This is a genomic window from Bradyrhizobium denitrificans, assembly GCF_013179005.1.
GTDB classification, from domain to species: domain Bacteria; phylum Pseudomonadota; class Alphaproteobacteria; order Rhizobiales; family Xanthobacteraceae; genus Bradyrhizobium; species Bradyrhizobium denitrificans.
In genome coordinates this window covers 1-22683 of sequence record NZ_JABFDP010000034.1, presented here as the reverse complement: position 1 = coordinate 22683, position 22683 = coordinate 1, and the positions used below count along the sequence as shown (strand labels likewise).

The 22683-nt window shown below is 61.4% G+C and carries 21 protein-coding genes and 2 pseudogenes; 13 read left to right on the top strand and 10 right to left on the bottom strand.

All coding sequences use genetic code 11. The features are described 5' to 3' along the window. Positions 1–37: 37 nt before the first annotated feature. The 4 genes from HL671_RS31165 to HL671_RS31150 form a co-directional block, all read right to left on the bottom strand. Entirely contained in the window at positions 38–2881 is a 2844-nt protein-coding gene (locus HL671_RS31165; protein ID WP_172241739.1) for an ATP-binding protein, read from the bottom strand. A 202-nt stretch (positions 2882–3083) separates the two neighbouring features. Beyond that, positions 3084–3506, bottom strand: coding sequence for a putative quinol monooxygenase (locus HL671_RS31160; protein WP_172241736.1), 423 nt, complete (start codon positions 3504–3506; stop codon positions 3084–3086). 100 nt (positions 3507–3606) lie between these two features. After that, positions 3607–4458: a VOC family protein gene (locus HL671_RS31155; protein ID WP_172241733.1), complete on the bottom strand. Its 852-nt coding sequence runs from the start codon at positions 4456–4458 to the stop codon at positions 3607–3609. An 89-nt stretch (positions 4459–4547) separates the two neighbouring features. Continuing rightward, a complete protein-coding gene (locus tag HL671_RS31150) occupies positions 4548–5561 on the bottom strand; it encodes an aldo/keto reductase (protein WP_172241730.1) in 1014 nt (337 codons plus the stop codon). Between the two features lie 359 nt (positions 5562–5920). Between HL671_RS31150 and HL671_RS31145 the strand changes: the two genes are divergently transcribed. The 6 genes from HL671_RS31145 to HL671_RS38845 all read left to right on the top strand — a co-directional run bounded on the left by HL671_RS31145 (position 5921) and on the right by HL671_RS38845 (position 11953). Next, a complete protein-coding gene (locus HL671_RS31145) occupies positions 5921–6856 on the top strand; it encodes a helix-turn-helix domain-containing protein (protein ID WP_172241727.1) in 936 nt (311 codons plus the stop codon). Between the two features lie 169 nt (positions 6857–7025). Further along, positions 7026–7490, top strand: coding sequence for a (2Fe-2S)-binding protein (locus HL671_RS31140; protein ID WP_172241724.1), 465 nt, complete (start codon positions 7026–7028; stop codon positions 7488–7490). Between the two features lies 1 nt (position 7491). Then, positions 7492–9747 carry a molybdopterin cofactor-binding domain-containing protein gene (locus tag HL671_RS31135; protein ID WP_172241721.1) on the top strand — a complete coding sequence of 752 codons (2256 nt, stop codon included), beginning with the start codon at positions 7492–7494 and terminating at the stop codon, positions 9745–9747. Between the two features lie 8 nt (positions 9748–9755). Beyond that, a complete protein-coding gene (locus HL671_RS31130) occupies positions 9756–10388 on the top strand; it encodes a hypothetical protein (protein ID WP_172241718.1) in 633 nt (210 codons plus the stop codon). Positions 10389–10537: 149 nt separating this feature from the next. Then, the gene (locus HL671_RS31125) at positions 10538–11158 is read left to right on the top strand and encodes an MFS transporter (protein ID WP_172241715.1); all 621 of its coding nucleotides are present in this window, start codon (positions 10538–10540) and stop codon (positions 11156–11158) included. A gap of 660 nt (positions 11159–11818) precedes the next feature. Then, positions 11819–11953, top strand: coding sequence for a hypothetical protein (locus HL671_RS38845; protein ID WP_283813106.1), 135 nt, complete (start codon positions 11819–11821; stop codon positions 11951–11953). 219 nt (positions 11954–12172) lie between these two features. Here the strand turns inward: HL671_RS38845 and HL671_RS31115 are convergent, their stop codons facing one another. Continuing rightward, positions 12173–12337 carry a CsbD family protein gene (locus HL671_RS31115; protein ID WP_172241902.1) on the bottom strand — a complete coding sequence of 55 codons (165 nt, stop codon included), beginning with the start codon at positions 12335–12337 and terminating at the stop codon, positions 12173–12175. A 27-nt stretch (positions 12338–12364) separates the two neighbouring features. Next, positions 12365–12517, bottom strand: coding sequence for a helix-turn-helix transcriptional regulator (locus tag HL671_RS39220; protein WP_172241712.1), 153 nt, complete (start codon positions 12515–12517; stop codon positions 12365–12367). A gap of 349 nt (positions 12518–12866) precedes the next feature. Here HL671_RS39220 and HL671_RS31105 point away from each other — a divergent pair, with 349 nt between their 5' ends. The 5 genes and pseudogenes from HL671_RS31105 to HL671_RS31085 all read left to right on the top strand — a co-directional run. Beyond that, positions 12867–13973 carry a helix-turn-helix transcriptional regulator gene (locus HL671_RS31105; RefSeq protein WP_172241709.1) on the top strand — a complete coding sequence of 369 codons (1107 nt, stop codon included), beginning with the start codon at positions 12867–12869 and terminating at the stop codon, positions 13971–13973. Positions 13974–14403: 430 nt separating this feature from the next. Next, positions 14404–14682 (top strand): hypothetical protein, encoded by a 279-nt coding sequence (locus tag HL671_RS31100; protein ID WP_172241706.1) that lies wholly within the window; start codon positions 14404–14406, stop codon positions 14680–14682. 301 nt (positions 14683–14983) lie between these two features. After that, a pseudogene (locus tag HL671_RS31095) lies at positions 14984–15454 on the top strand (IS66 family transposase); the annotation flags it as partial. Between the two features lie 100 nt (positions 15455–15554). Further along, positions 15555–16497 (top strand): IS630 family transposase gene (locus tag HL671_RS31090; RefSeq protein ID WP_172241703.1). Its coding sequence is split into 2 segments (ribosomal slippage): positions 15555–15890 and positions 15892–16497, totalling 942 coding nucleotides; the frame shifts between segments, so codons are not numbered across the junction. A gap of 24 nt (positions 16498–16521) precedes the next feature. Then, a pseudogene (locus tag HL671_RS31085) lies at positions 16522–17247 on the top strand (IS66 family transposase); the annotation flags it as partial. Positions 17248–17385: 138 nt separating this feature from the next. Here HL671_RS31085 and HL671_RS31080 read toward each other — a convergent pair. Continuing rightward, positions 17386–18429 (bottom strand): autotransporter domain-containing protein, encoded by a 1044-nt coding sequence (locus tag HL671_RS31080; RefSeq protein ID WP_172241700.1) that lies wholly within the window; start codon positions 18427–18429, stop codon positions 17386–17388. A 610-nt stretch (positions 18430–19039) separates the two neighbouring features. Between HL671_RS31080 and HL671_RS31075 the strand changes: the two genes are divergently transcribed. Further along, a complete protein-coding gene (locus tag HL671_RS31075) occupies positions 19040–20107 on the top strand; it encodes a helix-turn-helix transcriptional regulator (RefSeq protein WP_172241697.1) in 1068 nt (355 codons plus the stop codon). Between the two features lie 13 nt (positions 20108–20120). Here HL671_RS31075 and HL671_RS31070 read toward each other — a convergent pair whose 3' ends face one another. From HL671_RS31070 to HL671_RS31060, 3 genes are all read right to left on the bottom strand, one after another. Next, on the bottom strand, positions 20121–20498 hold the full coding sequence (locus tag HL671_RS31070) for a hypothetical protein (RefSeq protein WP_172241694.1): 378 nt from the start codon (positions 20496–20498) through the stop codon (positions 20121–20123). Positions 20499–20690: 192 nt separating this feature from the next. Further along, a complete protein-coding gene (locus HL671_RS31065) occupies positions 20691–21011 on the bottom strand; it encodes a hypothetical protein (RefSeq protein ID WP_172241691.1) in 321 nt (106 codons plus the stop codon). A 45-nt stretch (positions 21012–21056) separates the two neighbouring features. Then, a complete protein-coding gene (locus HL671_RS31060) occupies positions 21057–21443 on the bottom strand; it encodes a hypothetical protein (protein WP_172241688.1) in 387 nt (128 codons plus the stop codon). A gap of 616 nt (positions 21444–22059) precedes the next feature. Here HL671_RS31060 and HL671_RS31055 point away from each other — a divergent pair. Further along, entirely contained in the window at positions 22060–22509 is a 450-nt protein-coding gene (locus tag HL671_RS31055; protein WP_172241685.1) for a hypothetical protein, read from the top strand. Positions 22510–22683 lie beyond the last annotated feature (174 nt).

Genomic DNA, 22683 nt, shown 5'->3' with positions numbered 1-22683 from the left:
GCACTCTCCGCCGGCTCTCGCGCAGCCAAGCAGCTGACTAACTCTGTGATATCATCGCTGCGGCCTGCCGCGCCAGGGATGATGCTCGGACAAGGTCCCGCGTCGTGAATCCCTCTCGAAATTGATGGTAAATCGGTGACAGAAGCGAAATGGCTTTCTGTGGGTGGCCAGCATCGAGATGGTGCACAGCGAGCTCGGTGGCTGCGCGAAGCTCGAACGACAGCGCCTCGATGCTGCGGGCCTCGGCGATCGCGTCGAGGAGGAGACGTTCGGCGCGATCAGGTTGCCCGGACGCGCGATAAATGAGGGCCTGGACCCGCATCAGCTCGGAACGGCACCAGCGCTCATCCTGTTGCGCCTCATAGCGCAGCGCCACTGCGATCGCATCCATTGCTTCGTCGAGCTCGCCGCGAAGCAGATGTCGCTCGGCGGCAACGCCCATCATCGCGGGAACCCGCATGACGAACCTTGTCTCAATCAGGTCTTCGATCGCCTGCCTGATCCTCCGCGTGGCGCCAGGGTCGCCGCGGGAGTCTGCTAGGATGGCCGTGTAGAAGCGTTGGATCGGCAACCAGATTCCGATAGTTTCCTGCTCGAGAATGTCGCCGAGCTTTCGGGTGTAGAGGTCGAGGTCCGCGAGATTTCCGTTCAGAAGGGAGACCGGACAGCAGGCGAGCGCGAGTACGTTCGACTGGGACGCCAAGTGTCCCTCGGACAGCGCCGCCGCCTCGCGGGCGACCGCGGCCGCGTGATCGGGCCGTCCGCTCACCCATGCGAACCTCACCGTGTAGTTGCGAATGCCGATCGAGCGGTCGACCTGGAAGCCGGCCATGCGCGAGCCCCGGCCGATGCCCGGGAATTGGGCCGCCAGCCGGTCGAGTGTTGCGAGGCTGTCGGTCAGGGCTCCCGTGTGCGCCCGAGCCCAGGCCAAGGTCCGCTCGCCCTCGGGCGAAAGCGACCAATCCTGGTGCTCATCGCAAAGCGCGCGAAAATACTCGAGCCGTTCGATCGCCGCGTGGATGCGCCCGACATCCATCAAATAGACTGAGAGGCCAAGCAGGGCGAGCAGCTCCGAGCGGAGGTCGCAGGCCTTGCGCGAATAGGCAACGGCCTTCAGCCAGCATTCTTCGGTCTCCGGCGGAAACTGGCGCGCATACATCATGCTCCAGGCATACGGGATCGTGAGTTTCGCTTTGGTGAGATCGTCGATCTGCAGCGCCTCGGCATGGTCGAGCGCCACTTTCACCCGCGCTTGCGTATCCGAGATGAGCGAGGTCTCAAACCACAGTGGGATCGTCAACATGGTGAGGCGGACGCCGAGCGCGGCATCGCCGCCGTCCGTGAAGGCCCAGGCCAAGGCCGCCTGCACGTCGGCAAGCCGGCCGCGATAGGTCTTTGTCCAATCATCGCTGTCACGCCAGCCCCATTCGGTCTCCGACTGCGCGAACAGGGCCGTGATGCGCTCGGCATGCCAGCGCCGCGCCTGCGGCTGCAGGCCAGCGTCCTGCAGGCGCTTTGCGGCATACCGCCGCGTGCTGTCGAGCAGGCGGTAGCGGAGATTGGCGCCCTCGACTTGGGCTGTCAGCAACGACTTGAGAACGAGACCGCCAAGGCCGATGGTCACGTCGATGGGGGACAGGCCTCGTGGCGCCGCGATGGCGATCACGTCTTCCAGGTCGAAGGCGTCGGCGAACGCCGAGATCAGGCGGAACACCTCGACCTCGTGCGGCGACAGCAAGCCGTAGCTCCAATCGATGGCCGCGAGCAGCGTGTCGTGGCGGCCCGGCGTTCTGGTGGGATCGTCGGAATGGAAACCGAGATAGTCGCTCAGCCGCGCGGCCAGCTCCTGCACAGGATGATCATCGAGCTCGCCCGCCAGCAGTTCGATAGCAAGCGGAAGCCCGTCCACCGATCGGCAGATCTGGGCGACTGCGTCACGATCGGCTTCGCTGATCTGATAGCCGGCCCATTCCACGGCTCTGCGGGCAAACAGCTCGACGGCGGGAAATTTCAGCAGCTCGTCGAGTGTGGACAGGTCATGCGCTGGAAATGCGAGCGGATCGAGCCACATGATGTGCTCGCCTGGGACGCGCAGCGGCTCGCGGCTTGTCGACAGCAGTCTGGATCGCCCCGGCTGACGCGCAAAGCTGCGCCCGAAAATGGCCACAGCAGGCAGCACGTGCTCGCAATTGTCGAGCAGCACCAGCATCGTCCGGTCCTTGAGATGGGCGACAGCAGCGGTGAGCGGATCGCCCATGTCGCCGCGGAGTCCGAGCGCTGCGACGAAGGCCGAGGGCAGCAGCGCGGGATCATCGATTCTGGCGAGATCGACGAAACAGACACCGTCGGGATAGTGGCCCTCCAAGCTGCGCGCCGCGGAGATCGCTACGGTGGTCTTGCCGACACCGGCGGGTCCGACCACTGTGACCTCGGGATGGGTCTGGAGCAGTTCGATCAGGCGGGCGATCTCGCGCTCACGGGCGATGATGTCCCCCAGCACCGGCAGCCGGCTCGGGCGTGCCGCGACCGGGGCGGCAGCCACTTCGGCGGAAGCAGCGTCAGTTCGCTGCACCTGCGCCACAAAACGATAGCCCCGCCGGGCAACGGTCGCGATATAGGCCGATTGCTCCTGCGTGTCGCCGAGCGAGCGACGCAGGCTGTGCATGTTGACCTTGAGATTGCTCTCGTGGACGAAGGTGCCAGGCCATGCATAGGCCATGAGCTCGTCTTTGGAGACCAGTTCGTTGCTGCGCTCGACGAGGAGGTGCAGCAGTTCGAAAGCTCTCCCGCCCAATTTGACGGTCGCGCCGTCACGCGTGAGCAATTGCCGCTCCGGAAACATCCGGAACGGTCCGAACGAATACACGACCTTCTGGCGCATGAGCTCCTTTGACGTCGAACCTTGGATCGAGGCTTGCGGCCTCCGTCCGACTATCTATCAATGGAGCCTGCTATGCGCCAGTCGCGGCCCCCTTGGAGGCCGTCGGCCGGTTCGACGTGACGTCCGTTTCGCCCAATGGAACCTCAAGCAATAAGGGCCGCTGCCTTGCTTTGCTGCGTTTCGGCCTTTGCCCCGAATTCGATCATGGCCTCGGCGCGCCGAGAATCGTCATCCGCATGACATCGACGCCGCCCTCGGCAAGCTCCGGCAGCTTGGCGAACCACGCTTTCACATAAGGCATGGCGTTGTGGGCGTCGAAATCGGTTTGGCTGGCAAACACCTCGTAAAAGACGAAATGTCCGGGCTTCGCACGATCCTCCTGGAGGAAATACACGAGGTTCTTCGGGTCAGCTCGGACCAGGTCGATCAAGGGCAGGGTGGCCGCTCTCAGTGCATTCTCCTTGCCCGGCTTTGCCCGGACCTGCGCGACCACGGAATAGGCGCCATCTGGAATGGCTGCATAACTGGGCGACGGGGTCTGCTGGGCGGAAGCGGCCGAGCCCGTCAGCGTCGATGCAGCGACGAAGAGGGCGGTGAATAGCTGAGTGTGCAAGTATTCTGGCATGGAATGTCCTTTTCGCGAGGTGGGGCCGGGATGAGCCGGTGTGGGCCGATCAGCCGTCGGACGCACCAGCAGCCAGGTGGCTGCCGGCGCGTCTGGCGGATCAGCGCGTGATGGTCTGCTGCCGCTTGGCGAGCGCCTCGCTGAAGCGCTGCTTGACCGGGCCGAGCGCCTTGACGAATTCGAGCTGCTCGCCCTCCGGTCCCTTGCAATAGATCAGCTCCCAGCCGTTCGACGGCTCCTCGGTCACCCGGTTGGTGTTGGCGCTGCGCGGCGCGGCCTTGCGCTCGGCCTCGGTGCGCACCCGCACGGTGCGGTTGGCCCTGACCTGCGTCATCCCGCGCTTGGCGGATTCCGCCTCGAGGTCGGCGATGAACTTGTTGAAGTCGACCTCGTCACGCACGTAGAAACAGATGTGCATCATGCGCGGGAAGGCGGGGCTCATATGCTGCACCGGTTCGGCGAAGCTGACGGCGCTGCCCATCGGCTGGTCGGACTCGCGATATTGCAACAGTTCCAGCACCATATTGTCGAACTGGATGAAACGGACGTCGAGCCGCTGGGCGCCGCTGCGCAGGTCCGGAACGCCGATCGTCCGCGGATTGACGCCGCGGCTGTTCGCCTCGATCTCCTGATCGGCGAGCAGTGTGTTCTGCACGCCGTCGCCCTGGAAATCGCCGTGGCGAAAGACCTCCGTGCCGCCGAGCACCTGGGTGTAGAACTCGTAGGCGCGCTCCATGTGCTGGACGGTCAGTCCGAAATGCTGCATGCCCTGCAGCCGTGCGCCCAGCGGTGCATCGTCGCGCGCACCCGCTGCACCGCCCGCACCCTGCGCGGCGGCGGTGCTGACCCCCGCAACGCTGCTCGCAGCAAGTCCTGACATCACAGCAGCACCGGCGGCGCGAAGCATGGTTCGGCGTTCGATATCGGCGGCATTGATCATAGCGTCGGTCATCTGCAATCTCCTTGAGGTCAACAGGCAGTGTTGCGGCCGAGACAGAGAGGGGACCGGCCGCATGTCTATGCACCCAGCTCTGAAGCTCGTCAGTCCGTCTCCGGGACCGGAGCATCCGGATGGATGAGGCAGGCGGCGCGCAATTCGCTCCAGAACGCGGCCGGGACCACTTCCGCGAGCGCGGCATGATCGGCCGCGATACGGTCGGGGCGGCTTGCTCCGGGAATGACGGCGGCGACGGCGGGATTAGCGAGCGCGAACTGCAGGCCGGCCGCCTTCATGCTGATGCGATGGCGATCGGCGATAGCCTTGATGCGAGCCACCTTCTCGATGATCTCGGGTGGCGCCGGCGCGTATTCGAAGTTCGGACCGCCGACGAGCGCCCCGGAACTATAGGGGCCGCCGACGATGAGTCCGAGCTCGTGCTCGGCGACCATCGGCATCAGCCGCTGCAACGCATGGGCATGGTCGAGCAGCGTGTAGCGGCCCGCCAGCAGGCAGCCATTGGGGCGGGGCGCATCGAGCGCGAGCAGCAGTTCGATCGGCTCGACCCGGTTCACGCCCAAGCCCCAGGCCTTGATAACGCCCTCGTCGCGCAGCCGGTCGAGCACCTTGAACGCGCCCTTGCGCGCGGTATCGAATACGCCAAGCCACTCGTCGCCGTAGAAGTCCTGCGCAACGTCGTGAACGAAAACGACGTCGATGCGGTCCAGGCTCAGCCGCTCCAGGCTGTCCTCGATCGAGCGCAGCGTCGCATCGGCGGAGTAGTCGTTGACGATCCTGTTGGGACGTCCATACTTGAACACGCCGCCCTTCTCGCCGAGGTCACGCGCGTTCACGTCCTCGATCTCGTCGAGGATCAGCCGGCCCACCTTTGTGCTGATCACATAGTCAGCCCGCGGCCGCCCGGCGAGTGCTGCGCCAAGGCGCAGTTCAGCAAGTCCTGCGCCGTAGAACGGTGCCGTGTCGAAATAGCGGATGCCGCTGTCCCATGCGGCGCTGACCGTCGCCAGCGCTTCGTTTTCGGGAATGTCGCGAAACATGTTGCCGAGCGGCGCGGCGCCGAAGCCCAGTTTGCCCGGCAGGATCGTCTTCAGTGACATGCTCTCGCTCCTCAGATTACGGGGGGCGCCGGCATGCGGCAAAGGGACTGATTGAGAGACACGATGACCTCCGATCGCGACTGTGGACGTGGCTGATTAGCTCAGCCTCTCTTACGGCGGATGAGCGCGGACATCTTTTCGATTTCTGCGCGATGGTGGACCGATCTTGCTGATTGCGGCGCAGCCTCAACAATCGTCGGAGAGGGATGGGGTCTCCAGGAAGCCTCTGTGATTGCTGCGATTTACCTCTTTTAACCGCGCGCCCGCTGGACTTTGCCTGCGCTGTCGCGAACAAGTGGCAAGTCAATGCAGACGACCGGCAGCGTAGTCGGTAGACCCCAGACCAAGCGGAGGCCACCATGCCGCTTTCCACGCATGGGGACGAGAAATATCGGAACAGCGAGAAGCTCGCGGAAGCCAAGGACTGGCAACACCTCGGCATCGAGCATCGCAAGTTCGAGGCCGGTCGTCAGGAGACGCCCGTTCCAATCTGCAACGAACTCGTGCTGCTGCTGTCCGGCGGAGGTATCGTCTCGCGCACCGGCAATGGCGAAACACAGACCAGTCTCGCCCGACCGGGGATGACCTATCTCGTTCCGGTCGGCACGCAGGAGAGCCGTCTCGAACTGTCGGACCGGATGGAGTGCCTGCATCTCTATCTTCCCCCCGCGCTTCTCGATCACAGCGCGCTCGCCGATTTCGATGTCGATCCGGACAAGGTCGAAATCGTCTATGCCGACGGCCTCGCCGACCACGTGATCTTCCAGATCTGCTCGCCCCTGCGTGATTTGTTGTATCGGCCGCGCCAGCCGACCGACGCGCTGTTCGTCGAGGGCATCCAGACTGCACTCGCGGCCCATCTCATCGGCTGCTACACGATCGATCGCTGGCAACCGCCCGAGAGATCGCCTTCGCTCGATCCGCGCCGGCTGCAACGCGTGATCGACTTCATCGAAGCGTCGCTCGGCACCGACATCCGGCTCGACGAGCTTGCCGCCCAGGCCTGTCTCAGTCCGTTCCATTTCTCGCGCCTGTTTCGCGAGGCGACCGGCCTGTCGCCGCATCGCTATGTCACCGATCGCCGAGTCCAGGCGGCGCGGCATGAGCTGACACACAACGACGCACCGCTGGTCCAGATCGCGCTCGACTTCGGCTTCGGATCGCAAGCCAATTTCACGCGTGTCTTTCGCAAGGCTACCGGCCTGACGCCGGGACAATATCGCGAGTTGTGCTGCGGCTCGTTGCAGGCGAAGCCCGGCCGCCGCGATCCGAACCAGCGCAGGGATTGCTCATGATCCCGCAGGATTTGCCAATACCGGCGCACCGCTTTGCGGCAAATTGCACGTCTCAGCTTTGCTGAGCTCACGACCGGTCTGATCCGGGGCGCGATGATGATTGCCATGCGCAAGCTGGCCGGCGCCTTCGCTTTCGGCCGTAATTCCTGCGAGAGGAGTATCATTCGACATGATCGAGTTCACGGTCAACGGAACAAAGCGCCAGGTCGACGTCGCTCCCGACATGCCTTTGCTTTGGGTGCTCAGGGATGAGCTTGGGATCACAAGTGCCAAATATGGCTGCGGCGTCGCGCAGTGCGGCGCGTGCACGGTTCACATCGATGGCTTGGCGGTCCGCTCCTGTCAGTCGCGGATCGGCGATCTCGCCGGCAGGTCGGTCGTCACGCTCGACGGTGTCGACGGACGCGATCAGCATCCGGTGGTGCAGGCATGGATCGAACATCAGGTGCCGCAATGCGGCTACTGCCAGACTGGGCAGATCATGCAGGCGATATCGCTGCTGGACCTGATCCCCAAGCCGACCGACGAACAAATCGACCAGGTCATGTCCGGCAATCTTTGCCGCTGCGGCACCTATCCTCGTATTCGCGCAGCGATTCACACGGCGGCCGCAAAGAAGATGGCGGAGAAGTAACATGGATATCGCGCAAGGTCTTTCGCGTCGGTCCTTCCTCGTCGGTTCCGCGGCGCTGGCCGGCGGTGTTGCATTCGGCGGCTACGGCGCGGCCGTGCAGGCGGCTGAAACGGCCAGCGACAATCCGTTGGCTGCGGGCCTCGCGCGCGATGCCGTGACCTTCAACCCGTGGGTCGAGATCAGTGCGGGCAAGATCACGCTGATTGCCCAGCATGCCGATATCGGCCAGGGCACCGGCTCGGTGCAGCCGATGATGATCGCCGAGGAGATGGACCTCGATCCCGGTCAGTTCGAGATCCGGTTCGCCGGACCGCACCCCGCCTATTTCAATACGGGCTTCAAGGAGGAGCTCGCACCCTTCCTGGCTGCGGACCAGAGCCCCGCCGCCGAGAAGGCGCGCGCCGCCGCGCTCGAAGGTCTTAGAAAGTCCGGGCTGCAGATGACGGGTGGGTCGAGCACCATCCCCGACACCTATGAGAAGCTGCGGGTGGCCGGCGCCGTCGCCCGCGAGACGTTGAAGCTTGCGGCGGCCAAGCGCACGGGCGCGCCGCTGGCCGATCTCCGCACCCAGTCCGGCCATGTGGTGCTGCCGAACGGATCGCGGATCGCCTATGTCGATCTCGCAGCGGACGCGGCGCGCATTCCGCCGGTGGTCGACGCCAAGCCGCGCGATCCCTCGACGTGGCGGATTCTCGGCAAGCCGATGATGCGGCTCGACATCCGCTCGAAAGTGCTGGGCGAATTGAAGTTCGGCATCGACATGAAGATGGACGGCATGCTGTACGCCGCCGTCAAACTGAATCCCAACAAGGGGCAACCGCTGAAATCCTTCAATGCCGCCAGGGCACAGACAATGCCGGGCGTAAAGACGATTCTGCGTTTGAAGAACGGCGTCGCTGCCGTCGCGACAAACAGCTGGTACGCCATGAAGGCGGTCGAGACGATCGATTGCGAATGGGCGCCGTCAACCTATCCTGCCGAACAGGCCGACCATTGGAAGACGCTGGAGGGATCCTTCAAGCCGGAGTTTCTCGGCAAGGAGTGGCGCAAGATCGGCGATGTCGAGGCCGGCCTCAAGCAAGGCAAGCGGGTCGAGGCCGAGTATCGCGCACCTTATGTCGGTCACCAGCCGCTGGAGCCGCTCAACGGCGTCGCCCTCGTAACCGATCTGGGCATGGAGATCTGGGTCGGGCATCAGAGCCCACAGGCGGTGCAGGCTATCGCGGCTGCCAATGCCGGTCTGAAGCCCGAGCAGGTGACTTTTCACAACCAGTGGACGGGTGGCAGCTTCGGGCATCGTCTGGAGTTCGAGAACGTCCGCGTGCTGGCGGAGATCGCCAGCCAGATGCGCGGCACGCCGATCAAGCTGGTGTTCTCGCGCGAGGAGGATTTCCGTCAGGACATCCCGCGCCAGATATCGATCGCCCGCCACAAAGGCAGCGTAGCCAAGGGCAGGATCATTTCGGCCGACCTGAAGCTCGCTGGCACGATGCCCTATAACGGACTGCTCGAGCACATGGGCATGCCGACCAAGGATCCCGATCCGCAACTCGCCGCCGGGCTGTGGAACGTCTACTACGATATCCCGCATTTTCGCGCGACCACCTTCGAGGCGCGCAACCTGTCGCCGTGCACGACCTGGCGCTCGGTCGGCGCATCCACGGGCGGCTTCTTCACCGAGAGTTTCATTGACGAGATGATTCATGCGGCGGGACTCGACCCGATGAAGGCTCGCATCGAGATGTGTGCCGTCCCGACCTATCGCAAGGTGCTCGAGACGGTTGCGGAGATGTCGGACTGGAAGGGACCGCTCGGCCAGGGCAGGGGGCGCGGCGTCGCCTTCGTCGAGTCGTTCGGAACACCGGTCGCCGAGGTCGTTGACGTGACAGTGACGCCGCGCGGCATCCGGGTCGACAAGGTTTTCGTCGCCGTCGATGTCGGCAAGATCATCGACCCCGTCAACTTCGAGAGCCAGGTGCAGGGCGGCGTCGTCTGGGGGCTCGGTCACGCCATGAATTGCGAACTGACCTACGCCAAGGGCGGGGTGCAGCAGACCAACTACAATCATCACGAAGCGATGCGAATGTACCAGTGTCCGGTGATCACCGTGCGCGGCCTTCAGAACGATCCGAAGGTGAGGGGCCTCGGTGAGCCGCCGGTGCCGCCTGTGGCGCCCGCGCTCGCCAACGCGATCTTCGCGGCCACGGGCAAGCGCATCCGCGAAATGCCCTTCAACAAGTTCATCGAATTCGTGTGAGGCCGGCCATGAAACGCTCTTTGATTGCGATCGTCGCCGCAACATCAGCTATTGCGGCGCTCACTGGCATCGTTGCCGCCAAGGACGAGGCCAACAAGGACGCGCTGCCGGCCGGCAGCGTCAGCCGCGCGGAAGGACTGAAAGCATGGAAGCGGATCGAAGCAGTCATCACTCATCCGCGCTGCGCCAATTGTCATGTCGATGCCAAAGCGATTCCGATCTGGACGCCGGCGGGTGAAACCAAGCCGCGCGTGCACGGCATGAACATCCATGGCGGCGACAGCCGTATCGGTGCCGAAGCGGTGCCGTGCTCGACCTGTCACATGACCTCCGCCATGCCGAATGATCCGGCGCCTGCGCCGCCGCACGCGGGCATCGACTGGCAGCTCGCGCCAGTCGAGTTCATCTGGTTCGGCAAGAAAGGCGCTGAGATCTGCGCGCAACTCAAGGATCCCAAGCGCAACGGGGGCCGCGACGCCGTCGGTCTGCTCGAACATCTGCGCCACGACGCTTCGCAGAACGGCTTCATCCCGCGCGGCTGGGCGCCCGGTGAGGGACGCTCGACGCCGCCGGGCACGTTCGAGGATCACGTTAAGGATGTGGCCCTCTGGGGCGCGGCAGGACAGCCTTGTCCAAAGTGACACAGCCACGCGGCGGGTTCCGAGGGCGTGAGTAGCTGTGCGCCAGAGCTTCTGCAGTGCGGACGCGCTGACATCAACATGTGAACCGATTGCGGGATCGTCGCGCCATGATCGCCACGATCTGACCTTCCCTGTGAGTGGAGACAGTGATGCTCGAGAGCGCCTACCAAGCGCAATGCGCAGCCGTCGAGGACCATTGCACCGCGCGACTGAACCGGCGGACGCTGCTGCTCTGCCTCATGGCGCTGTTCGTGCTCGGCAACGCGCTGTCGGCGATTGCGCCCAGTCTGCCGCTTCTGGCCCTCGCGCGCTTCGTGAGCGGACTGCCGCAAGGTGCCTACTTCGGCGCGGGCGCCATGGTCGCGTCCCACATCGTCGGTCCCGGTCAATCCGGCAGGGCGTTCGCGCAGGTCATGGGCGGACTGACCATTGCAACCATCATTGGTTCGCCGCTGGCGACCCTCCTGGGTCAGGCGATTGGCTGGCGGCGGACCTATGCCGTCGTCGCATGCGTGGCGCTGCTTGCCCTGCTGGCGCTGCGGGCGTGGGTGCCGGTCAGTCAGTCACTGCGCGGCCGTCCCTTGATGCAGGAGCTTGGCGCGCTGCGCCGGCCTGCCGTGTGGGAAACCATGCTGGTCGCAGCGCTCGGCGTCGCCAGCATCTTCGCGATCTACACTTTCATCGGTCCGCTGGTGACCGACCAGGCCGCGCTTGATCGCGCCTGGATCCCGTTCGCGCTGGCAGTTGTGGAGGCGGTCAGTCGGCTCTAGCAGATGGTCATCTTTTGAATGATCTCTGCTTCTCGTTTGTGCCAGGTCCGAAGGAGTGGCGTAACTAATGGGCAGCCGCCTACCTCCGCTCTATTTATTGGGGAAGCTTTCTCGCATGTTTTAAGGAATAGAATCGTATCATTCGAGATCCAACAGACAAAAAAGATTCGGCGATCACGTTAACATTCCTAAGTTCAACAGCCCGATGGGGCGGGCAAGAATCAAGTGGCGTCTCTCACCGGGGAAAGACGATGCAAGCGGATCTGCATCGAGCAAGAGAAGAAGGCCAAGGATATAGTTGTGAGGGAGCTATGATAAGCAGTGATTTTAATCAACGAACGATCCAAAGAAATGGAGAGGGCTCTGGAGCGCGCTTGCGCGTTGAAACCAGAATTGTTCGTGCAGCACGAGTGGCGCTCATTTGTGGCGCAGCGCCTCATGGAGGCGGCGCGTGGCAAATCACTGCCTTTAGATGACCTCACCGAGGTCGGTCGGAAGGCCGTTGTAGACCTGGCCTCGCAAATCGTCCAGCGCCGGACGTAAGTGATAGAAGCGCTAAGATGCGCTTCCTGCCAGGCATTTTGCCGAATTGTCGACTTCGATTCCGGTCCGATGAGATAGAGCGGCTGAACGCTGACGCGAAGCACGTCCGAGCAGGTGATGAAACTTGATCTGCCCGCCGACGCCACGCTCGATGCAACCTCTCTTCCCGGCATCAAGATGCTCAACCGAGCCGGCTTTGTTTCCGATCCGCGGCCGGACGTGAAGAATCCGAAGTGCATGAGCGGGTGTTGAGAAGCCATGACGCATGATTAAATCGGCCAGCCATGTCGCCCGGGTTCACGAGCACGGAGGGGGCGCCGAAGGAGGTGCGCCTATGGCCCTGCATGTCGCACCGTAGCGTTGTGCACATTTTTTGTCGGATGTAATCCGGTCACCGACTCGAGAAAGTAAAGCTTTCGAGGCGGTTGAATCTTTCTGCGCCGTGCCGAAGGATGTTCCTCCAAGGCCGTCTCAGTCGGTCGCGCGGCTTGCAGCGCCCTTCACGTCGCCGGCCGTCTGGCGAGCTTCGCCCTTGGCCTTGTCCATCTTGCCCTCCAATCGCAGCTCCTTGTCGCCGCTCACCTGTCCCGCGGCATCCTTGATGCTGCCCTTGGTCTTGTCGGCAGCGCCTTTGATGTGTTGGGTTGTTTTGCCCGGGAAGAATTAACCATGGATTCGCGAGACCAGCGCGGTGAGCTCGCTTTGCCGGTGCGTGGCCGTTTTACTGAAAATGGCCTTGATCTGATTCCGTACCGTTTCCCGTAAGACCTGTAGCTCCGTCGCGATCTGCTCAGGCGATGAACCGGCCGCGATCATGGATGCGACCTTGGCGTCGGCCCCAGAATGCGTCTATTTCGTACACGACCGTGGCCAAGTCTGCATCAAGAGGCCGAAGCCAGCGGCCATACATCTTGACCGTTATCGCATGAGTTCATGACCCATTTGGGTCATGCGGCGGAAGCCTATCTAGATCATCTTATCGCGCGACCCATCGAGCGGGGACAATCTGGACAGGTGTGGTTCCAACCGGTATCGTCCGGAACCGGTCTAATCGGGCTGAAAAGCAGCGATGATGGCAGATGTCGTCAGGCGATCCAATGGAAAGGCAGGAGCTGCGGCGGGCAGGCCGCGCCCTCCCCACGATCTACATGCGCTGGAATCGCATTTGGGCGAGCTGATTAACGCAGCCGCCCTTGATCCAGCGGCCTGGCAGCAGGTGGCCGATGAATTAAGACACCTTAATCCCGGATCCAGAGTAGTGATTCAGGCGCACGATCCTTCCCTAGGACGCCCGCTAGTTGCGCTCGCGTCAGGATGGAGCGATGGCTACACCGACAGGTACGCCAGTCATTTTGCCCGCATGAACAATGTTTCGAAGATCTGGGCAACCAGTGCTCCGATGCTTACGCCCGTTCTTCTGCCGGAATATGTGCTTCCGGTAGGCGACTTTCTCAAATCCGAGTTCTACAACGAAGGCCTTAAGTCCGAGGGCGAAGCCGAATGCGGGTCGGGAATCAGAATCTTCAGCGAGGGTGGGCGGCAGGCGACCCTAGTCCTTCAGTATGGACTTCGACACAAGGATGACATGCACCGGCACTTTGCGCCTCTGTTGCAACGTCTTGGGCCCAGACTGCGAGGCGCACTGCTCGCCAATCGTCAGACACTCCGGAAGCGAACGTCTCCGCTTACAGGCGATATCGTGAACGACTTGGTCGATCCCGCTCTGATTCTCGACCGGAGCCGGCGTGTTGTTTGCGCCAACCAAGCTGCCAGGGAGCTGGTCGTCTCTTCCGAAACTGTGCGTATCGGTGCCCGCGACGTCTTCTCGTTTTCCGAGCCTCAAACGGATGCACATCTGGCTACACTTGTCGAAGTCGCCTGCCAGCGCGCGCCGGGCTCTTCCGGATATCTGCAGTTCGATTTCCTGCACCGAGGTTGCCGATTTCACGCCTCAATACTGCCCATTACCCGCAGCCTTGGCCTAGCAAATAAGGGCCTTGCTTGCCTGCTTTCGTTCGACCCGGCCGTGTTGCTGGTACTTCGCACCGAGCCTCCTTCGGAGAAAAAAAACGAGCTACAAGTGCGCTTTCAGCTCACAAATGCGGAGCTGCGCATTGCACAGGCCCTTACCCGCAAGGGGTCATTAATCCAAATTGCCGACGAGCTGGGTATCGCCTACGAGACCGCGCGAAACCAGGTCAAGTCGGCCCTCAGAAAGACCGGTACTCATACCCAGCGGGAGCTAGTTAGCCTATTCCTGCAGAAAGAATGAGCGACTTCCAGCGCACTTCGCCGAGCGGGCCGAGATCGACTTAGGCTTATGGCCGCACATCTGGCCAAATTCGATGCTGCCTATTACCTTCTCAAGGCGCGCCATGAAGATGCGCAGACGGCAAGCCTATGCGTGTCTCAGCCCTCAATCAACGCGCCGGTTGATAGTAACAAGCTCCTGCCTAACACAAAATACGTGTGACAGTTCGTTTCTGTTATGGCCAACGTGATCTATTTGGAGGTCTCGACGCATTGGAGCTTAGCTGCGGCAGGAATTGTCGCTGCATGATCCAGATGGGTCAGGCGCTACGGCGATCCTCGATGCAAGGTGTTGTTCGCGTCCCTGACCAGGCCTCGTCCGCCTCCCGCTGTCCTCAGTGGCAAACGACGGCTGCGGCCCGGACTGTTTCATCCATGTCGAGGAACGAATAATGCGTATTCTGCCGAAGATCTTCATGACGACGGGTCTGTTTCTGGCGATGTCGGCCGTCGGAGCGCAGGCTACCTGCCTGTCGATCGACTACAGCGGGCCCTTCTGGGTCAATCACTGCAGCACGAGCGTATGGGTCAATTGGAGCGACAACGCCTATTGCGGCAACTGGAGCTGTTCGGATCGCGTCGGAGCGGGCCAGCGCTCGACGGCAAGCATCGGCTCGCGTGTGCAGTGGTGCGAATGGACGGGCGGTGCCGCCGGCCGGGGTCCGTGCTGAGCGGGTCGTCGCATTCGGTTCAGCCCCCCTCGGGATCGCGCGCTGCTGCACGATCCCAGCGAAGCTCAGGTTTGAATCCGGGCGAGCAACGCGGCCAACTCGCTCTGGCGATGCGTCCCGGTCTTGCCGAAAATTGCCTTGATCTGGTTCCGCACCGTTTCCCGCGACAGTCCAGCTGGCCTGCGATCTTCTCTGGGATGCACCCGCCGCGATCATCGCGGCGACCTTAGCCTCGGCGCCCGTCAGCGAGAACGCTTCCGAGATGGTTTCGACAGACGACGGACGCGCCGCCTCCAGGTCCGTGGCGAAGATCGGCGAGGACGTGACCAAGACGCTGAAGGAGATCCCGCGTCGCTTCAAGGTCATCGAGACGGTGCGCGGAAGGTTCACCTGCCGCGATTGCAAAAAGATCCGCTAACCGCAGGCACCATTCCATGCCACGCGACGCTGCTTGATCGGCCCGCAGCTGCTGGCGACGATCCTGTTCGACAAGTTCGGCATGCATATCCTGCTCAACCGCCAGAGCGCGCGCTTCAAATGCGAGAGGATTGACCTGCCATTATCGACATTGGCCGACCAGATCGGCCACGGGACCTAGGCAATGATGCCGCTCTTAAACCTGATCGAGCGTCATTTGCTCGCGGCCGGGCGACTTCCTGGCGATGACACCACCATCCGTATCCTGGCGAAGGGCAAGTGGACGACCGGGCGGATCTGGATATATGTGCGGGATAACCGGCCGTTCGCTGGACCTGCGCCGCCGGCGGCAGTCTAGTACGCCTCTAGAGCGCGTTGTTTTTCTTCAGAATCGGATTCCCAAGGGAGGCAATCTCTGATTCAAGCTTCATGCTGGGGTGCGGAGGCCAGCATGGATGACGCGACCGTATTCGGAGGATATCCGTGAGGTTGCTCTGGCGCGGGCAGATGCCGGCGAGAGCGTGCGCTCGATTGCAGCCAGTCTCCAGATCAGCCCGTCCTGCATCCCGAAGTGGAAGAAGCTGAGGCAGGAGACCGGCGATATCACACCTGGCAAGATCGGCGGTCACAAGAAGCCAGTTCTATCTGGAGACAACGCCGATTGGTTGCGTCAACGCATCCGCTCGGGGCCTTTCACGCTGCGTCAATTGACAAAGGAGCTGGCGGCCCGCGGGATAAAAACAGATGTTCGCGCGGTGTGGACCTTCGTACATGCTGAAGGGCTGAGCTATAAAAAAAACGACCCGCGCAGCCGAACAGGATCGTCCAGACGTCGCTCGTAAGCGGACGCGCTGGAAAGCTCACCAGGACAAGATTGACGTCTCCCGACTGGTCTTTATCGACGAGACTTGGATCAAGACCAACATGGCGCCGCTCCGCGGCTGGGGGCCACGCGGACAACGTCTGGAGGCGTCCGTTCCCTTCGGCCACTGGAAGACCATGACCTTCATCGCGGCCCTGCGCCATGATCGGATCACGGCGCCGTGGGTCATTGACGGTCCCATCAATGGCGAACTCTTCACACTCTATGTTGAGAATGAACTGGCTCCGACCTTAGCCAAGGGAGACATCGTGATTCTCGACAATCTCGGAAGTCACAAAGGAAAGCGAGCTCGCGAAATCATCCGCGCCAGAGGAGCGCATCTGCTCTTCCTGCCGCCCTATAGCCCCGACCTCAATCCGATCGAGCAGGTCTTCGCCAAGCTCAAGCACCTCATGCGAGCTGCAGAACCGCGCACTATCGAGGAAACTTGGAGAAAGGCCGGAAGGCTCCTCGACCTCTTCTCCGCGGAGGAGTGTGCGAACTATCTCAAAAACTCAGGATATGTTTCCGTATAAAAACATCATGCTCTAGCGACCCGGCATCCGCGGAAGCATCTGGCCGCCTTCGCCTGCATACTGCAGGCGGATTGTTATGGCGATTTCGAGCCGTTGTTCGGGCCGAAAGGAGGGCGACGCCGATCTCGCCGGCATTCTGCATGGCCCACGCGCGGCGGGGCTTCTTCGAGCTGGCCGACATCGCGAAAGCCGCCCGGGACGGATAGAACGGCAAACCGGTCTCCCCGATTGCGCCGGAGGCCGTCAGGCGCCTCGACATGCTGTTCGAGTCGATCGCGCTATCAATAGCCCCAGCGCCGACGAGCGGCGCGCCGTGCCCCAGGAGAAGAGCAAACTGCTGCTCGACGACATGCACGCCTGGCTGCTGTGCGAGCGCGAAACCCTGTCACGCTCCGCCGAGGTCCTGGAGCCGATCAACTACATACTCAGACGCTGGGCCGACTTCGCCCGCTTCCTCGACGATGGCGGGATCTGCCTGACTAACAATTGCGCTGAGCGCGCCTTGCGAGGCATCGCCCTGGGACGGCCAAACTAGACCTTTGCCGACGGCCAGCGTGGCGCCGACCGCGCCGCCATCATGCTGACGATGATCACCACCTGCCGCCTCAACGACGTCGATCCAAAGCTTTGGCTCGCTGACGTCCTCGCCCGTAGCGCCGATCATCCGCATCGCGTCTGCACGAACTGCTGCCCCGGGAATGGAAGCTCCTGCGCCAGGCCGACAAGCCCGACGATCAGCAGGCCGCCTGACCTTCACGCAACGCTACGATAGACCTCTCCGCGCCCGCGCGCCCGCGCCAATCGCGCGGCCTTGATCGTATGCATACCGTTCGAGAGCCGCCGAAGCACGGCGGCTCTCCGTGTTGAATAGTCAACGGAGGTGCTTGATCAGAAGGTCCACCTCAGGCCACCAGACGTTCCGTATGCATTGGTGCCTTTGATGGTGCTGCCATGAGCCTCGATGAAGGTCGAGAATTTGTCGGTCCACAGAAAATTAAACTTGCCTGATGCTCTGCCGCCGACGTCGCCCGTACCAGTTGCGGCTCCGGCGCCTCCTGCAGCTACCGTTTGGCTGACGATCGAGAATGCAGCGAGCGTAAAGGACGGCTGAACACGTACCGCGTTCCACACTGTGTCGAAGCCGAAGCGAGCGCCACCATGAACCTCGGTGCTATCGCCCGTCTTTGCTCCGAAGTTGGCGGTGTAAGTTTCCGTGTAGGTGATGCCGACGGTTGGCTCGACATACCACGAGTTCGGCAGCTCAAATTTGTATTGAATGTTTGGTGCGTAGCTGATGCCGCTGACGTCTGGGCGCGCCGCAACACCCGCAGCAGCCAGTCTGGTCTTCGTCCAAGTGCCGTCGACAGTGAAATCACTCGAGAATCCACCGTTCACGTAGGCAACGGTACCGGCTCCGACCGCCGTTGATGTGTCGACGCCGATGGAGTGGGACCAGATGCCGCTACCCGTCCCGATCACAGTTACGGCGTCATACGCACTGAACACACCAATCTTGGTGATGTCGATCGCTCCAATGATGCCATACGAATCGGTCGTGACACCAGCTGACCGGCTGTAGTCGGCTGACCCGTTCAGGTTCACTCCATATATATATGTTGGCACCGGTGCGGGAGCTGGCGCTTTCGTATAGGGCGGCGCCTTTGTGTAGGCGAGTGCACCGAACGGATCGTTGTCGGTTGCAAACGAATTTTCGTCGTCCCCGCTGAATCGCATTGCCCTTCCGGGCGTCGTAGGGGGGGCTAAGCGGCGAGACTGGATCTGATCACGAACATCCTGAAGAATGTTCTGGATGACATTCTGAATGATCCTGTCCGTGATCGAATCGGCTTTGGCCGGGCTTCCGATCAACGTGGCTGCTGACAGCGTCACAGCGGCGACCTGAAGTGGTCGATAACCCCAGATTGGCTTCATTATCATATGCTCTTTTCCTACCAAGTAGCCTCCGTTTGGCTCCGGGCGGAGCAGCGGAAGCCAAACATTTGTAATCGTCAAAAGATGTAAGAGGCAGGAACTAGTGCGTCTTCACCCATTTGGGTTAAGGGCCATGCTTCCTCACTGCGTTTGGCGCGGTGTTGCGGAAATGGCACGTTTTGCCCGACGGTTAGTGCCTCGGCGTCGGCCGCATGCCGCCGGAGCCGACGCTTGTTGAAGCCGTAGGACTGGTCCTGGAGCATGGTCTTGTGCTCAGCACTTTCCAGATAAGCGCGGGCGAAGGAGGCGCCTATCGCGACCGAGGCCGCCGCGAAAATCGACGCGCTGTTTTTGATCGAGCTAAACGTTGACCGTCTGCCGAGCTATCAAGCCAGCAAGATCGCCGATCTGCTTTCCTGGAGCTGAGAGATCCCCGAGGCGTCGGCTTCAGACTAATAGAGCTGGCGGTCCAGGGCAGCTGCTCAGTCTGTCGCGTTCGTCGGAAACATAGAATCGGCGCGATATTAGGCTGGACAACCGGAGGTGCCTTGCGACAATCTGCAATTTCATTAGATCCGTATGCGGAGACCCTGCCCTGAAGAATTTCGCATTGATCGAAGAAGCATTTGTAGTGGCTGCGACTGATCCTTCTTATTGGATCGACGCGCTGAACGTCGCCACTTCCGTGACAGAGAGTTACGGTGCAGTCATTCTGCCCTTGACCGGCAAGATGTTCTCGGCCCTTCCGTTTACGGAATCGATGAGCCGATCGTTCGAGATTTTCATCAAGGACGGCTGGTACTCCAGGGACGAACGAAGGCGGGGCTTGAACATCATGAAGGAGAGGGGGGTCGTCGATGACCTCGACATCTTCACGGTCGAAGACATTAAACGGCACCCCTACTATCAGGAGTTTCTCGCTCCACACGGCCTTCGCTGGTTCGGCGGTGTTCACATCAACTGCGGGGATGAAACATGGTGCCTCTCTATCCAGCGCAAGATCGCCCAGGGGCCTTTCACTGCTGAGGAGAAGCGCCAGTTGGGCAAATTGGGAGATCGCCTTTCCGGGGCGGCCGCAATTGCCGGCGCAATCGGCGATGCGACTGGTTCGGGTGCTCTGGATGCCTTCGACATCAGCACCCAGGGAGCAGCTCTGATCAATCGAAGCGGCAAGATCTACCGGATCAATCAGACAGCAGAACGAATACTTGGCTCCGATGTCAAAGTGATCAACGGTCGTCTCACGGCCGATGACGCTGCGGCAACGGTCCGCTTCGAGAAGGCGGTGAAAAAGCTCATCAATAGCAGCTCTGCAGCTGGGGAGCCGCCGATTGCTTTTGCGCGGATAGGCCGTCGTCCTCTGCTCGTCTATCTCACGAAACTGCCGAGCATGGCTGGAAATGCTCTCGCTGAATGTCAGGTCGTGGCCGTCTTGGTCGATACGGATCTCGCCCTGACGCCTTCGACAGCGGCTCTACAAGCCGCATTCGATTTCACGGCGGCCGAAGCCCGCCTTGCGATTCAAATATCTACGGGGATACCGCTCGAAGCGATCGCCGACAAGCTCGCGATCACGAAGGAGACGTCTCGTACACAGCTCAAAAGCATCTTCGCCAAGACGGGTTGCCGCCGACAGGCCGAACTGGTCGCAATGTTGTCGACATTTCTAAAGCGTTGAGGCTCCCCGGAGCTTAACCCAAATGGGTGAAGACTCGTCTGCTCATGAGGTCTATCAAGTCTATAGAGTAGGCCGGTCTGTATCGTTGGGAGATGATCATGGGCACGTCATCCCATTTGAATTGTTGTTCGGTGGCCGGCTTGGCGCTATCCCTTTTTTCCGCATCAGTTTGTCGTGCGGTCGAAATTCCCAAGCCTTTCGTGAACGTCCCCAAGCCTGCGATTCCCAGGCCCAACGTCGTCGTTCCCAAGCCGAATATCGTGGTCAATGTCCCCAAGCCCGTCGTCAACGTGCCCAAGCCGACGGTGACGGTGAACGTCCCGAAACTTGCGGTCGTCGTGCCGAAGGTGGACGTCCCCAAGCCTGCCGTGGCGGTGACCGTGGTGCCCAAGGTCGAGACACCCCGTCCGGTCGTAGCCGCACCCAAGGTTGATCTGCCTCGCTCGGCAGGACCTCAAACCGTGGTCAATATCCCGAAGTCGAGCGCTCCACCTGCCGTCACAGACGTACCGAAGCAGGTCGCTCCATCGGTTCAGGCGACGACACCGGTCGTTTCGAATCCAGCGGCAGGGGCGCCGGTCGCTCAGCCAAACGTCAAATTGGAAACTCCTCCCAAGACCTCGGGGCCAGTCAACCCGCCGGTGCCACCGGTCGGAACGCCCAAGAGCGTGAAGGATGGCAATCTGCCGAAGACCGCTGCTCCGGTGCTTTCGCCTGCAAATCCGATGGTCGGAAATCCGAAGGAGCCTGGGATTGCGTCCGGTCCTCCAAAGGCGGCCGAGCCGTTGAATTCCTCGACGACAGTTTCGGCCGCGCCGAAACATGAAGCCGGCGCTCTTCCCGCCAAAAATGCTGTGACCGTTCCGTCCGCCAGCAGCCCTCCCAAGCAGGCCGATTCAGCCAAGCTTCTGATCCTTGCGCCGGGATCAAAGCCGCGCTCGAGCGACGCCTATGGTGGGGCGGGAAGCGGTTCTGCCGGGAGCGCAGTTAGTTCCAATGCAGGTGGCGCGGCCACGGCCGGATCGATATCCAGCAATGCGAGTTCTGGTTCGTCGGCGGTGAGTCCCTCTGCCTCGGCTGCAACCCCTGCGACCGCGAAGGTAGGTGTGGCCAAAAGCGACAGTGAGTCGGCACAAGCAAAGACGTCAACCACGCATAACGCTCTCTCTGCGTCGTCGAGTTCTGGAGGCTCAGCCGCAAAGTCGTCATCTGGCTCGTCCCAATCGACGAACAATGGGATGAAGCCCGCAACGGCAGCAGTCGTCGAGGGAAATAGTGGCGGCGCGACTGCATTTAATGAAGCTGTAGCTTGCAAAAGCCCTAATTGCGGAACCACACCTAAGTCTTCTTCATCCAGCGGCGGAACGTCTGTCGCCCCGCAACAAGGCACAGGCGCCGCCCAGCAGATAGCAGGAACACAGCCCGCGAATGCCACCGGATCAAGTGTTTCGCCTTTCCCAAAATATGATGTGAATGGTCAATGCCCAACCTGTAAGGTCGGCCAAGTCTATGTCGACTCGGCGTACCTGAATGACGTGAAGACACCGCGCTACGTCTACGATCCTAAACCGGGATGCATTTCAGGAGGTTGTTTTCGGACTATTTATCCCCCGGCAACTGGTTGGCCGGTTGGAAGTAGCTCCATTTCCGCTACTGTTCCGAACGTTGCCCCGTCGTCTCTTCCTCAGACAACAAGTGGCTTATCGGCACGGACTCTTGCGACGCCAGCGGGGGCCCAAGGAGCTGCTAGCGGCTTTTATGAGCCCTACGAGGAACGACCCATCCTTACCTGGCGTGCAGGTGACCCTATTCGTCCCACACCAGTGGCGCCCGATTTCGGCGGCGGGTCCGGCCATTCGCGGATGCCTGACGTGAATGGCGGGGATGTACTTCCGAGATCGCCTCAAATGCCCTTGGAGCAATCTGTCATCACAGGGCCAGATGGTCAGTCCATGAAGGTGACTAATAATATTGACGGCACCTATACAGTGCAGACTGGAACAGGCGCTGTTCAAATCAACGTCGATCAAATGAACAAGGTTCTCAGCGGAGATTATTCGCCCCTCAAATCGGGCGCGAATGGAGCCGCACAGGGGCAGCAACAAGCAGGGCGTACAGGTCAGCAAGGTGGAGATGGAAGTGGAGGTGAGTCCGGAGCGGGCCCTGCTTCTAGTTCAGCATCAACTAAAGCCCCATCGCCGGGTTCAAAGTACGATCCCGCCTACGACGAGAGCGGACAATACGGTCCGCACCAAATGCAGGATGCGATGTACGACAACTACGGCGCTAGGTTACCCATTTGTGATCCCGGCGTCTGTATCGACCCGAGAACCGGGATGATCACACCTGAAGGTCGCAGAGTGCAGATGATCAATAGCGATATAAAGAATCGTGAACGTTGATCTGTCCTTACATAAGGGGGCTGTGATTGCCGTCGGTTGCGAAGGCATTCATCAGCGAGTGGAAGGCGGCGCCTTCCTTGTGCAAGTCGAATGAAGATCTGCCGAGCCGGTCATCCGGGATTCTCCGCTGCGCGTGACCTTGCCCCTTGGGCATAATCCAGTTTGAAGTTCGTT